This window comes from Pseudomonas sp. FG36 (assembly GCF_057809275.1).
In genome coordinates, this window is the sequence record NZ_JBMDJQ010000024.1 from 28165 (window position 1) to 41490 (window position 13326).

14 protein-coding genes are annotated in these 13326 nt (G+C 65.1%); 5 read left to right on the forward strand and 9 right to left on the reverse strand.

The window, feature by feature from the left end:
* The first annotated feature begins 1 nt into the window (after window position 1).
* On the forward strand, window positions 2–811 hold the full coding sequence (locus tag ACODS9_RS18250) for a gamma-carboxygeranoyl-CoA hydratase (RefSeq protein WP_038705777.1): 810 nt from the start codon (window positions 2–4) through the stop codon (window positions 809–811).
* Window positions 808–2763, forward strand: a complete 1956-nt coding sequence (locus tag ACODS9_RS18255) for an acetyl/propionyl/methylcrotonyl-CoA carboxylase subunit alpha (RefSeq protein WP_489094429.1) — start codon at window positions 808–810, stop codon at window positions 2761–2763. The genes ACODS9_RS18250 and ACODS9_RS18255 overlap by 4 nt, the downstream gene beginning before the upstream one ends.
* 140 nt (window positions 2764–2903) lie before the next feature.
* Here the strand turns inward: ACODS9_RS18255 and ACODS9_RS18260 are convergent, their stop codons facing one another.
* A complete protein-coding gene (locus tag ACODS9_RS18260; RefSeq protein ID WP_489094430.1) occupies window positions 2904–3449 on the reverse strand; it encodes a hypothetical protein in 546 nt (181 codons plus the stop codon).
* Between the two features lie 192 nt (window positions 3450–3641).
* Complete coding sequence (locus ACODS9_RS18265; RefSeq protein WP_489094451.1) at window positions 3642–4298, reverse strand: LexA family protein; 657 nt, start codon at window positions 4296–4298, stop codon at window positions 3642–3644.
* Window positions 4299–4427: 129 nt separating this feature from the next.
* Here ACODS9_RS18265 and ACODS9_RS18270 point away from each other — a divergent pair, with 129 nt between their 5' ends.
* The 3 genes from ACODS9_RS18270 (at window position 4428) to ACODS9_RS18280 (ending at window position 6941) form a co-directional block, all read left to right on the forward strand.
* Window positions 4428–4742, forward strand: a complete 315-nt coding sequence (locus ACODS9_RS18270; RefSeq protein WP_401105809.1) for a DUF6124 family protein — start codon at window positions 4428–4430, stop codon at window positions 4740–4742.
* A gap of 431 nt (window positions 4743–5173) precedes the next feature.
* Window positions 5174–5689 carry a DUF4880 domain-containing protein gene (locus tag ACODS9_RS18275; protein WP_401105808.1) on the forward strand — a complete coding sequence of 172 codons (516 nt, stop codon included), beginning with the start codon at window positions 5174–5176 and terminating at the stop codon, window positions 5687–5689.
* Window positions 5690–5792: 103 nt separating this feature from the next.
* On the forward strand, window positions 5793–6941 hold the full coding sequence (locus tag ACODS9_RS18280) for a M14 family metallopeptidase (protein ID WP_489094431.1): 1149 nt from the start codon (window positions 5793–5795) through the stop codon (window positions 6939–6941).
* A 13-nt stretch (window positions 6942–6954) separates the two neighbouring features.
* Here the strand turns inward: ACODS9_RS18280 and ACODS9_RS18285 are convergent, their stop codons facing one another.
* From ACODS9_RS18285 to ACODS9_RS18315, 7 genes are all read right to left on the reverse strand, one after another.
* Window positions 6955–7923, reverse strand: coding sequence for a Csu type fimbrial protein (locus tag ACODS9_RS18285; protein ID WP_401105804.1), 969 nt, complete (start codon window positions 7921–7923; stop codon window positions 6955–6957).
* The gene (locus ACODS9_RS18290; RefSeq protein WP_489094452.1) at window positions 7920–10253 is read right to left on the reverse strand and encodes a fimbria/pilus outer membrane usher protein; all 2334 of its coding nucleotides are present in this window, start codon (window positions 10251–10253) and stop codon (window positions 7920–7922) included. Before ACODS9_RS18290 ends, ACODS9_RS18285 begins: the two co-directional genes overlap by 4 nt.
* A 68-nt stretch (window positions 10254–10321) precedes the next feature.
* Window positions 10322–11098, reverse strand: a complete 777-nt coding sequence (locus tag ACODS9_RS18295; protein WP_489094432.1) for a fimbrial biogenesis chaperone — start codon at window positions 11096–11098, stop codon at window positions 10322–10324.
* 34 nt (window positions 11099–11132) lie between these two features.
* Window positions 11133–11636 carry a Csu type fimbrial protein gene (locus tag ACODS9_RS18300; RefSeq protein WP_401105800.1) on the reverse strand — a complete coding sequence of 168 codons (504 nt, stop codon included), beginning with the start codon at window positions 11634–11636 and terminating at the stop codon, window positions 11133–11135.
* Window positions 11637–11639: 3 nt separating this feature from the next.
* Window positions 11640–12173, reverse strand: a complete 534-nt coding sequence (locus ACODS9_RS18305; RefSeq protein ID WP_102684532.1) for a Csu type fimbrial protein — start codon at window positions 12171–12173, stop codon at window positions 11640–11642.
* Window positions 12174–12190: 17 nt separating this feature from the next.
* On the reverse strand, window positions 12191–12724 hold the full coding sequence (locus ACODS9_RS18310) for a Csu type fimbrial protein (RefSeq protein WP_401106023.1): 534 nt from the start codon (window positions 12722–12724) through the stop codon (window positions 12191–12193).
* 24 nt (window positions 12725–12748) lie between these two features.
* Window positions 12749–13276, reverse strand: a complete 528-nt coding sequence (locus ACODS9_RS18315; protein ID WP_489094433.1) for a Csu type fimbrial protein — start codon at window positions 13274–13276, stop codon at window positions 12749–12751.
* Between the last annotated feature and the right edge of the window lie 50 nt (window positions 13277–13326).

The window sequence follows — 13326 nt, forward strand, 5'->3', positions numbered from 1 at the left end:
CATGAGCGAATTCGCCACCCTTGAACTGGTCAAGGACCCTCGCGGCTTCGCCACCCTGTGGCTGAGCCGGGAAGACAAGAACAACGCCTTCAACGCGCAGATGATCCGCGAGCTGATCGTCGCCATCGACCAGCTGGGCGAGGACGCCAGCCTGCGCTTCGTGGTGCTGCGCGGCCGTGGCCGGCACTTCAGTGCCGGCGCGGACCTTGCCTGGATGCAGCAGTCGGCGCAGCTGGACTTCAACACCAACCTGGACGACGCCCATGAGCTGGGCGAGCTGATGTACGCCCTGCACCGGCTCAAAGTGCCGACCCTGGCCGTGGTCCAGGGCGCGGCCTTTGGCGGCGCGCTGGGGCTGATCAGCTGCTGCGACATGGCCATCGGTGCCGAAGACGCGCAGCTGTGCCTGTCGGAGGTGCGCATCGGCCTGGCGCCGGCGGTGATCAGCCCGTTCGTGGTCAAGGCCATCGGCGAGCGCGCCGCCCGCCGCTACGCCCTCACCGCCGAGCGTTTCAGCGGCGTGCGCGCCCGCGACCTGGGCCTGCTGGCCGAGGTGTATCCGGCCGCCGAACTGGACGCCCAGGTCGAGGCCTGGGTCGACAACCTGCTGCACAACAGCCCGCAGGCGCTGCGCGCCACCAAGGACCTGTTGCGCGAAGTGGATGACGGCGAGCTGAGCCCGGCCCTGCGCCGCTACTGCGAGAACACCATCGCCCGCATCCGCGTCAGCGCCGAAGGCCAGGAGGGCCTGCGCGCCTTCCTGGAAAAACGCCGCCCTGCCTGGCAAGACAACAAGGAACCGCGCCCATGAGCCGACCCACGCTGACCACCCTGCTGGTCGCCAACCGCGGCGAGATCGCCTGCCGGGTGATGCGCACCGCCAAGGCCATGGGCCTGACCACCGTGGCCGTGCACAGCGCCACCGACCGCGACGCGCGCCACAGCCGCGAGGCTGATATCCGCGTCGACCTCGGTGGCAGCAAGGCCGCCGACAGCTACCTGGTGATCGACAAGCTGCTCGCCGCCGCCAAGGCCAGCGGCGCCCAGGCGATCCACCCGGGCTATGGCTTCCTGTCCGAAAACGCCGGTTTCGCCCGCGCCATCGAACAGGCCGGGTTGATCTTCCTCGGCCCACCGGCCAGCGCCATCGACGCCATGGGCAGCAAGTCGGCGGCCAAGGCGCTGATGGAAGCCGCCGGGGTGCCGCTGGTGCCGGGCTACCACGGTGAGGCCCAGGATCTGGAAACCTTCCGCGCCGCCGCCGAGCGCATCGGCTACCCGGTGCTGCTCAAGGCCAGCGCCGGCGGCGGCGGCAAGGGCATGAAGGTGGTCGAGGAGGAAAGCCAGCTGGCCGACGCCCTCGCCTCGGCGCAACGTGAAGCGCAGTCGTCGTTCGGCGATGCGCGGATGTTGGTCGAGAAATACGTGCTCAAGCCGCGTCATGTGGAGATCCAGGTGTTCGCCGACCAGCACGGCCACTGCCTGTACCTCAACGAGCGTGACTGCTCGATCCAGCGCCGCCACCAGAAAGTGGTCGAGGAGGCCCCGGCGCCGGGCCTGTCCCCCGAGCTGCGCAAGGCCATGGGCGAAGCTGCGGTACGCGCCGCCCAGGCCATCGGATATGTGGGCGCCGGTACCGTGGAGTTCCTGCTCGATGCCCGCGGCGAGTTCTTCTTCATGGAGATGAACACCCGCCTGCAGGTGGAGCATCCGGTCACCGAGGCCATCACCGGGCTCGACCTGGTGGCCTGGCAGATCCGCGTGGCCTGCGGCGAGCCGCTGCCTTTGACTCAAGAGCAGGTGCCGCTGATCGGCCATGCCATCGAGGTGCGGCTGTACGCGGAGGATCCGGCCAACGAATTCCTCCCGGCCACCGGTACCCTGGCGCTGTACCGCGAGTCGGCGCCGGGCGAAGGCCGCCGGGTGGACAGCGGCGTCAGCGAGGGCGACGTGGTATCGCCGTTCTACGATCCGATGCTGGGCAAGCTGATTGCCTGGGGCCAGGACCGCGAACAGGCGCGCCTGCGACTGCTGGCGATGCTCGATGAGTTCGCCATTGGCGGGCTGAAGACCAACATTGCCTTCCTGCGCCGCATCCTGGCGCACCCGGCGTTTGCCGAGGCGGAGCTGGACACTGGGTTCATTCCGCGTCACCAGGATGTGTTGCTACCCCCGCCACAGGCGCTGCCGGCGCAGTTCTGGGAGGCCGCCGCCGAAGCCTGGCTGCAAGGTGAGCCAGCGCAACTGCGCCAGGACGACCCTGCCTCGCCCTGGACCTTGCGCGATGGCCTGCGCCTGGGGCTGCCGGCACGCAGCAGCCTGCACCTGCAATGCGACGGACATGAGCAAGCGGTGGCTCTGGAGCGTAGTGCGCCTTCGACTTATCGCCTGGAGGGAGAGCAACTGTGCCATGACCACGACGGTCTGCGCCGTCGTTACCTGGCGGTTCGCCGGGGCGACACGCTGTACCTGCAGTGGCAGGGCGAATTGCACGCCGTGAGTGTCCATGACCCGATCGCTGCGGCGGAAGCCAGCCACAGCCACCAGGGCGGGCTGGGGGCGCCGATGAACGGCAGTATCGTGCGGGTGCTGGTGGAGCCGGGGCAGGTGGTCGAGGCCGGTACCGCGCTGGTGGTGCTGGAGGCGATGAAGATGGAGCACAGCATCCGGGCGCCCCATGATGGGACGGTGAAGGCGCTGTTCTGTCAGGAGGGGGATATGGTCAGCGAAGGTACGTTGCTGGTGGAGTTGGAGACGCTGTAATGGCGGCGAAGTATTCGCCGAAATTGTTGTTTCGCCCATGAATTATTTACGGCGCTTTTCCTCTGCGACAAAGAACTCCGATGCCAGGCTTCTGGCACCGGAGTTCTCCCACTAATAAGTCACCTAACTGCATTGCGGCATCAGCCACGACTGACCTTCAAAGTGAAAGACGTTTTGGTTGAAGTGCTGGAGCAGATGTAACTCCAAGTGGCGCCACCCGACAAAGTGCGAGTATCGTAACAATCGATATTATTGCCATGTATTGACTGCAGGTAGACGGAATATTCGCTAGTTGATTCTTTCGCCATTTTTGAGATATCGAGACGGTTGCCGGTTTTTGCATCGACCAGGATATAGGCGTGCCCAGTACCTTCGGCAACGTAAAGGTAACCGAGGTCGGTCGTATAGACGCGCGCGTCGTCGATAGCGTAGTAAAGCTTGAAACAGGGCTGGCCGTTGACTTCGGTATGGCAGTAATACAGCCGCGTTTCATCGTCCCAGACATCGGTCGCGCACAGGTACGAAGTTGGCGTATTAACGATGCCTTCCAAAGACTGTATGTCGCCACGTTTCATTTTCGCAGTCCCAGCCATGCCGGACTTATGCTCCAGGTACGTAAAGTTCACCAATGCTCCCTTATTTGTAAAAAGCGAAGCTTTGATACTGACTCCACTTGGCTTAGCCATGACGTCCTGCTCCTGAGATAAGTAATGGAGACTTGAGAGTATGCTCAGGGCCTGAGTGAGTCACCTGGCAAAAATACCAGGTGTCGATAGACGTAGATACTTCATGCTTCAAACCAGTGAAATCAGTTTGGCGCTCGCTTTTTGCAAGCGTGTGCAAGCTATTAGGTGCCCAAATTGCAGTCGTCCCAGAGGCTACAAAATGCCATGCATCCGCACCACGACACCCAGGAATTCACACCCGTGCTCGCATAACACCGTCGGATACGATGTATTGAGCGGCCTGAGCATCCGCTGCCCGCCTTCCTCGATCAACTCCCTGAGCACCGCCGGCCGGCCCGGCTGCCGAGCCACCACCAGCCTGCCCGGCGTCACCTCGACCCCTGCATCCACCAGCACCCGCATGCCCATCGGTACGCTCCTGCCACTGGCGGCGTTCATCGAATCATTCTCGACCGGCAACCAGAATGCGTTGCCTGCGGGCATGTAGTCGGTCAACTCGTGGACTTCACAGGATTGCGGCAGAGGCCCGTCCAGATCGGCCCAGCTCAGCACTGGAAAGCGAAAACTGGCATGGCGCAAGGCATTGACCGAAAGCGGCCGTTCCACGGCATAGACACCCCTGGTCTCGCGAACCGTGGCATCACGCTCGACCACCATCACCCGCGCTTCGAGGTACACCAGCCCGAGCTTTTCCAGCTTCTCGTTGACTGTCACCAGCGTGGGCCTGCGTGTGCCACGCAGCCAATGGCCGACACCGCCTTGGGTCATGCCCAGGCGTTCGGCCAGTTGATGCTGCTTGAGGTTGTGCTCGCGCTGGTAGCGCGACAGAAATTCGATCCAGTTTTCCATGGCTGTGAACGATACGGACTGGATGAACGGCATCAATACACATTCTGAATTATCTCAGAACTCAAAAATAATACAAATTGACCTACTATCAGCGCTCATTGTCCTCGAAGGGATTTCACAGGAGCAGTCATGAGCAATTCGACAAAAGAAGAAACAGATCTCGACGAAGAAGCAGCCCGCCGCGCCCTCGATTTCTACCTCAACCCCACTCCCACGCCCCGCGACCTGGAGCGTTCACTGTGGACCCTGCGCGAAGGCGTCAGCGACGCCCAGGCCAGCGAGCACGCCATGGCCCTGCTGCGCTGCGCCTCGGCCACGGCACAGGAAACCGGCAACCACCTGCAGGGCACGACACGGGAAGTGGTGTTTGCGCTGATGCACATGATCAACATGGCCCGCGCCCTGCTGGAGCAGCGCCACGCCATGGAAAAGGCATCGATCTGAAGGGAGAACGTGATAGCCGACGAACGGCAAAAGCCCCGATTGCCGGGGACGAGGAGTGCGTCAGGAATATTTTTTTAGCCGATCGCTGAAAAATCATTTGACTGGCAAATGATAACGATTATTATTGCACTCAGCAGGTCGCGAGACCCGCTGGATAACCTGCAACGTCCTCAGGTCGGACGCTCAGATTATCTCCTCATCAGGCTAATCACGGTTTTTGACCCGGCTTTTTGCCGGGTCATTTTTTTTGGCTCTTCAGGCTAATGAAGATCGTTTAATGGCCGTGATGATAGCAAAAGTGTGTCAGCTCGTGAATGCTCATTACAAATCTTTGCGGAATCAGCACTTGAGAATCAATCTCGTTTAGCCTAAGCTGGCTCCGCATCAAGGAAGATGCCCCCACCCCTTTCCTTATGAGCAAGGAGCTGTCCATGACCCGCCTGCTGCTGCCCCTCGAGCACGATCCGCGCCCTGCCGAACTGCACGCTGAAGACGCGCTGCTGCATGCACTCAAGCGCTTGCCGCGCCGGGTCCAGCAAGTCTTCCTGCTCAACCGCCTCGACCAGCAGAGCTTCGCCGCCATCGCCGAGCGCCTGGACCTGCCACTGATCAGCATCGAGCGCCACATGAACCAGGCCCTGCAGACCGCCCGCGCGCCCGGCGACGCGCTGGCCAGCATCGCCGGCCAATGGTACGTGCGCCTGCAAAGCCCGCAGGTGACCGCCAGCGAACGCATCGATTTCCGCCGCTGGCTGGATGCCGACCCCGACCACCTGCGCGCCTTCCACGAAACCGAACTGCGCTGGCGCAGCCTGCTCGTCCCGGCGCGGCAATTGGGCCATGACGGCTGGTACCGGCAAGGACGCGCGGCGCTGTCGCTGGGTGGCTGTTCGATTGCCGTCGGGCTTGGTGTTGCTGCGCTTGTGGCGCTGGGGCTACTGACCTGATTCGCAGGGGCGGACTCATCCACGACTGCGTCAATTAACCTGCGCACCCGCACCACCAGGCGGTGTAGAGTACGGTCACAACAACGCCAACAGGAGGCTGGCAATGACCGTGACGCTCTCCCCGCTGCACATCGACTGCGATTTCGACTCCGGCAACATCCTGGTCCTGGACGCCAGCGACCCTGCCCACGTCCACCTGAACATCCGCAAGGACAGTCACAGCGACCACTTCCAGTGGTTCCATTTCAAGGCCAGCGGCCTGACTCCGGGCCAGGTCCATCGCTTCAGCCTGGACAACGCCCACCAGTCCTCCTACAAGAACGCCTGGACCGGCTACCACGCCGTGGCCTCGTACGACCAGCAGACCTGGTTCCGCGTGCCCAGCCAGTTCGACGGCAAGGCCCTGAACTTCGACTTCAAGGCCGAACAGCCACAAGCCTGGTTCGCCTACTTCGAGCCCTACCCCCGTGCACGCCACAACCAGTTGATCGAGCGCGCCAAACAGATCCCCGGCGTCGAACTGCTGGCCAGCGGGCGCAGCGTGCAGGGTCGGGATATCCCGCTGCTGCGCGCAGGCAACAGCGCGACCGGCAAGCGCAAGCTGTGGATCATCGCCCAGCAGCACCCGGGCGAGCACATGGCCGAATGGTTCATGGAAGGTGTGATCGACGCCCTCGAAGCCAACGGCCCGGTCATCCAGCAACTGCTGGCCAAGGCCGACCTGTACCTGATCCCCAACATGAACCCGGACGGCGCCTTCCTCGGCCACCTGCGCACCAACTTCAAGGGCAAGGACCTCAACCGCGCCTGGCAGGACGCCAGCGTCGAACTGAGCCCCGAGGTGTTCTTCGCCCAGAGCCAGATGAAGCTGCATGGCGTGGACGCGTTCATCGATGCCCATGGCGACGAGGAGATCCCCCATGTGTTCACCGCGGCCTGCGAGGGCAACCCTGGCTACACGCCGCGCATCGCCAAGCTGGAAGAGCAGTTCCGCAGCACCCTGTGCAGCCTGACCCCGGACTTCCAGACGAAGTACGGCTATACCCGCGACGAACCGGGCCAGGCCAACATGACCCTGGCGTGCAATGCCGTGGGCCAGGCTCACGACTGCCTGTCGCTAACCCTGGAGATGCCGTTCAAGGATCATGACGATGCGCCGAATCCGCGCACCGGCTGGTCGGGTGAGCGCTCCAAGGCGCTGGCCGGGGCGGTGCTTGAGACGTTGCTGAAGATGGTCGGCGATCTGCGCTGAGCTACGCCAGCATTCAAAACTGCACATCCAGAATCACGCTGTCGGTATAGGTCGCCGCCGGCGGCGTGGCCTGGTCGGTGTACACCTTGGCGTTGTAGTTGAACACCTGGCTGCCCGTGCCGGTCCCCGCCCCGGGGTTCACCTCGGCATCGCTGCTCGAACGCCGCGCCGCGCCCACCGAGCCCCAGCGCACCACGCCTGCGCTCTTGAAGATGTCGTAGGCCAGGTAGTTGTTGGCACTGGACTTCATCCGCCGCCGCCCGCCCGACACATTCTGTCCGTCGTCCAGCCCCACCGTGTAGTTGCTGCCCTTGGTGCACGACACGCTCAGGCTCTGGTTCACCGTGCCGAACCCGGCCACCACCGGTGCGCTGGCGAAGCTGATATTGGGCGTGGTGATCTGGCAGTCGTTGCTTACCGTCAGGCTGACGTTCAGGGTCTTGCTGCCACTGCCGATGTCGCGCCCCAGGCAGATATTGCCGATGCCGATGCCCGAGCAGTAGTTCCAGCTCCAGGCGACGGTCAGCGTTTCCTGGTACAGGCCCGCGGCGACGTTGCTGCCGATCTGTGTACGCAGGTAGAGCGGTACCGACTTGGGCGTCGGGCCATTGAGCAGACCGAGCAGGTCGAGGATGCCATTGCGGGCAAAGTCGAAGGCAACGCCTCGGGTGATCGGGTAGTTGACGCTGTTGTCGGCGTACAACGTGTAGTTGATAACATCGCCGGTCGGGCCAACCAGGCCACCGGAGGCTGGCGTGATGGTTGCGTAGAAGTGGTCGTTGCTGGCCAGCAGGCTGAGCAGCGAACCGGTGCACTGCAAGCCGGAATTGGTGCTCGAGGCAGTCTGCACTGTAGTACGTACCAGCGTCGAATTGACGGTGCCGAACGCCGCCGGCGTGGTGGCCACCGACGAACACAGCGCCCAGGCCGGGCATGGCGCCAGCAACAGGCCAAACAGCAGGCCGTACCGTCGAACATTCACTGGCACACCAGCGGACCGATCAACGGGATCGGCCCCTCCCCTTCAGGCAGGTCGAACGCCACCTGGCACTGCCCGCCGTCGGCCTTGTCCACCTGCAGGCGATTGTGCGGCGCCAGGTTTTCCAGGTAGACCAGCCCATCCCAGCCCACCACCGCCTCGACGCCGCTTTCCTGGTGGCGTACCCGGCTGCCCAGCTTGAGCTCCTGCTGATTGCCGTCGACCAACACCAGGCTCGCCGCCAGCACACGCTTGAGCGGGAATTCCAGCAGGTAGCCGCTGCCGCGGCGCACGGCAACGCGCTGCTCCACCTGCGGCGCCAGCACATCGGCGGGCAGGTCCATGGGGTCGATCTCGTACTTGCCGCGGTAATAGCCGCTGCTGTAGGGCACCAGCAAGTGGCCATTGCGGTCGGTGCGACCGATCTGCTGGTTCTCGTAGCGCACCGGCACGTCGGCGTAGCCGCTGGTGCTGACCACCACAAAGGCGTCGTCGATGCAGTTGGCGGCGAACAGCCCCGCATCCATCAGCACCAGCGAACCGCTGGCGTCGGCCCAGCGGGTCATCTCCCCGCTGCTGCCGTAGGCGCCCACCTGCAACTGCACCGACTGCAGGCGCCAGGTCAGGTCGGCCTGGCGGTAGTCGTCGCGGTTACCGCCGGTGGCGTAGCCCAGGTTGTAACCCACACCACCGCCCACCGGCACTGCCTGGCTGTAGTTGACCCGCTGCAGGTCCTGGCCGTCCTTGCTGCGCTCGGCGCTGAAAGCCAGGGTGCCGCGCAGGTCGAAGGGGATCACCAGTTGCGCCTGCACCGCCCACTGGCTGTCACCGACCTCGCGGTTGGCCGACAGGTACAGGCTGCTGTTGCGCCACAGCGGCTTGCTCCAGCTGAGGTTGATCAGCCGCGTGCGCGTGCCGTCACCGGCGCGCACATCGAAGTAGCCGGCACCTAGGCTGCCGTAACTGTCCAGGTTCAGGCTCAGGGTCGCCTGCTCGCTGCGCTGGCTCAGGCGCGTGTAGGGGCTGTCGACCCGCGACAGGTCGGCGTAGTCGCCATGGCGCTGCACACGCTGGTAGTTGAAGCCGATGCGCCGGCTGTTGTACTGGTAGCCCAGCGCCAGCTGCTGGCCTGTATCGCCTTCGAAGCGACTCTGGGTCACGGCCGCGTTGAGCACGCCGAAGGTTGCCAGACGCAGGTTGCCACCCAGGCCGCCGAGCATCAGCGACTCGGCGCTCTCGGCATGGGTTTCCACGGTGAAATAATCGGACAACCCGTGGCGCAGGGTCGCCGAGGCCACACCCGGGCCATAGGCGAAATCGCGCACGGCGTAGTCGCGGCGCAGGCTGCCGGCGGCCACCGAGAAGTCCGACAGGCCTTTGGCCAACAGGCTGCTGGTGACATAGAACGGCAAGGTCGTCGACACCTGCCGACCCAGGGCATCGGTGGTGACCACCACCGCTTCGCCGGCGCCATTGATGAACGGCACGTTGGTCAGGGTGTAGGGGCCGGGCTGCAATTCGGTGCTGCTGCTCTTGTAGCCGTTGATGAACAGGTCCAGCGAGGTCGGCACGGCGGCTTCGCCGGCAAAGGCCGGCAGCGGATAGGTGACCAGGTCGGGACGGGCGCCGAAGTCGCGGGACAGTTGCAGGCCGCCCACGCGCACCGAGGTGGTCCAGGGCAGCGCGCCGGTCACCAGGTCGCCGGCCTCATAGGTGAGCAGGCGCTGCTCGTCGGTGTAGCGGAAGGTGGTGTCGTAGCGCAGGAAGCCCTGCCGGCCCTGAGCCTGGGCGCCATTGAACGACTGGCGCCACTGCCCGGTGGTGGAAAAGGTGCCCCAGTCGTCGAACAGCCGCAGTTCGTTCCAGGCGGCCAGGTAGCTGCCGCCCTCATCGGTGTCGTTGAGGTAGGCGTCATAGTTGAGCAAGGCGCCGAAGCTGCTGCGGGCGTCGCTGGCCGGGTACAGGTTGCGCTCACCGACCTGTTGGTCGGGCAGCCAGGCCGGCGGCACCTGCAGCAGCAGGCGCTGGTTCTGGCTGTCGTAGTAGCTGTGCAGGCCAGAGATATCGTCCAGGGCCACCTCGCCTTGAGGCTCGCCCGGCAGCCTGACGCCCGCCTCGCGCAGCACCTCGCTGGCCAGGTACAGCCGCCCGGCGCGCTGCTGCACCGGCACAAGCTCAGCCTTGGCCACCTGGTTCACCAGCAGGTCGAGGTACAGCGTGGCGTCGGCGATGGCGGCATGTTCCGAGGGCGGCGGCGGCAGCTCGTCGGCCACGCCCAGGCCGGGCCCCAGCACCGCCAGACCCAGCCACAACCGGTGCGTTGCCACCCGCACCCAGCTCACACACGATTTCCAACCATTGCCGGGTCCTCCCTGGCCCCTGTGATCCGTTCAAGCGTGGTTCATTGCCCCTGTTTGATGGCCTGCGCCACATCCTGGCCGTTGACCCGCCCTTTCAGCACGCTGGCAGCACCCGGCGTGGCCGGTGCCGGCCAGCGCATGCTGGCGCCGGGCAACACATAGCCGAGCAGCCCTTCGACCAATGGCCTGTCCTGGCCAGCCTGCTGCAGCACCACGTCGGTCAGGCGCGCATGCACAGGCCCGGTGTTGCGCAGCTCGACATAGGGCTTGCCCTGTACCGTCACCGCGCGCCAGCTCAACTGCGGCTTGCCCACGCCCTCGGCGCTGCGCTTGCCTTCCGGGTCGGGCTTGCCCCACAGCCCTTCGCCGTAGACGAACAGCGGCACCGAATAACGCATCTGCAGGCGGATCGCCGCCTTCGGCCCTTCGCTGGCGGCATCAGCCGGCAGTGGTGACGGTATTTCGTCGATGATGATGCGGTACGCCTGCTCCTGGCCCGCGGGCGAACTGCCCGTACGGGTCAGGCGGATCAGTTGCTTCTGCCCCGCCGGGATATTGGCCACCGGCGGGCTGCCGATGATCTCGCGCTGGGCCTGGAACTGCTCCTGGTACTCGCCCTGGCGCCAGGCAAACACCCGCACCTGTAGGCTGGCTGGCGCCGTGCCGCGGTTTTCCAGCCACAGCGCACCGGCCTTCTGGTCGGCCTCCAGCACCGGGTCGATCGGCCAGATCAACACCGAAGTAGCCGCGAAAGCCGGTGCGCTGGCCAACAGCAGCAGCCCGATGATTCCACGCGCCCAGTTAGCGCCTGCCCCCATGCCCCTCTCCTTCTCTGTTATCCGCAGTGGCCTTTCACCAGGTCACCGTCACTTGCACGACATCGGTATAGGTTCCTGCTGGCAAGGTGCCGGTCAGGGTGGTACGGCCATAGACCGGCAGTTTGATCGCGGTCGGATCGCTGTAGCTCACCGCCACGCTGCTGCCAATGCCCAGGCTCTGGCTGAACGCGGCGTCGCGGTAAAGCTGGTAGGCCAGCAATTGCGTACCGCCCGAGCGCTTGAGATTGCGCGTGCCGCTGGCGCTGTTCTGGCCGCCGTCCAGGCTCATGCTCAGGGCCACGCCGGGGGTGCACTGGAAAGTCACCGTGCTGCCGCCGAGCGAGGTGCTCAGGGTGGCCGTGGACAGTGCCGAGCTGGTGCCGTAGTCGAGCACGCCATAGGCCGTCACGCCGCCCACCACCAGGCAGCCGGCGACGATCTGCGCCGTCACCTGGAAGGTGCTGGTGGTGACCGCGTGGGCGCCCTGGGTCAACGTCAGGCACAAGCCGACCGCCAGTAGCCGCGCAGTGCCTGGCATGGCTCAGAAACTCAGTTCGACCGCCACCGTATCGGTGTACACCCCGGCCGGCAGGCCGGCTTTACCCCGGGCCTGGCCATACAGGTTGACGGTCTGCGCCACGCCGGTGCTGGTCGGCAGGGTGATGGTGCCGTCGATCGCCAACAGCTGGGTGTGCCCGGCATCGGTGTAGAAGTCGTAGGGCACGAAATTGCCCGCGCCATCGGCCAAGGCCCGGGTCCCGCCGGCGGACTGCGAGTCATGGGCGCCGGCACGCACCTTGATCGTCGGCACCGTGCCTGCCGAGCAGAGAATGCTCATGGCCCCGCCACCACCGCCGAGCACCTGGCCATTGGCGGTGGTGAACAGTGAATCCTGGGTGCCGAAGTTGAGGCTGCCGAAATTCAGCCCGGAGGTGCCGCCGCTGCCGTTGACCTGGCAGGCGGCGGTCAGGGTCAGGGTCGAGCTGATGGTGCCGGTCACGGTGGCGGCCTGGGCCTGGGCCGCCAGGGCGAGGCCAAGGCCGGCGAGGATGCAGCGGGTGAGGTGCTTGGGCATTGCAATCTCCTTGCGTGTTACCAGTCCAGGGTCACCCTGAGGGTGTCGCGATACAGCCCGGCGGCCAGCGCACGCGGTTGCGCGACCACCACGCCGTAGATGGGCACGGGCACTTGCTGGGTACTGCTGATGGTGAAGGTACGGGCCTGGCCGATGCCGTAGCGGCTGTTGCCACCCGGGTCGATGGCCAGCTGGTAGGGAATGAGTTCGCGGCCATTGCTCAGGCGGCGCACGCCGTCACTGCCGTTCTGCCCGCCATTGATGCGCACGCTGAAGGCGCGTACCTGGGGCGAACAGCTGATCTGCAGGCTGCCCTCGCCTCCGGCCTCGTCGACACGGCTGGTCAGGGGTTGGTCCCAGGTCGGCCCCCGCGCACCGAAGTCCATCAACCCCGGGTTGCCCAGGGTGGCCGGTTGCGGGTCGCTGCTGATCTGGCAGGCAGCACTGATCACCAGGCGCGCCTGGATGAAGCCAGTGGTGGTGCCGTGGGCCGCGCCACTGGGCAACAGCAGCGGGCCAAGGGTGAGCAGCAGGATCGAACCACGGTGCAGCACGTCCATGAGCATGAAGCCTCCCTACCAGGTGACCGTGACTTTGAGCAGGTCGGCATACAGGCCAGCGCGGGGCACCCAGGCCAGCTTGTCGATCCGTGCGTAGAGGGGAAGCTCCACCGAGCCGCTGTCCGGCACCCGCGCCGATTGCGCAGCGTCCACCGCCAGCGGCTGGCGCCAGGCGGCGTCGCGGTAGAGACGATAGGGAATCGGTCGGGCCTGGACATCGCGGCTTGCCAGGTAGCGCAGTTCGCCGATGCCGCCGTGCTGGCCGGCATCGACACGCACCTGGTACGGGGTATCGGGGTTGCACTCCAGCCGCGGCGAGCGCTGGGCCAGCAGCACGCCACTCAGCGGCGCACCAGGACCATCCAGGCGCGCCGCGCTGCCCAGGTCGATGCGCCCCAGCGCCTGCGGGCCGGCATCGCGTTGCTGGTTGACCAGCATGCACCCGCGCTGCACGCGCACCTGCACTTCGACGAGAAAATCCGCTGCCATGGCGTTGCCACTCAACCACAGGCCCAACAGCATGGCCACAAAGCGCTCCGTCACCTGTCAGTCCTTCCTGTATAGGTTGAACTTGAGCGTAGCAGCGCGATTGG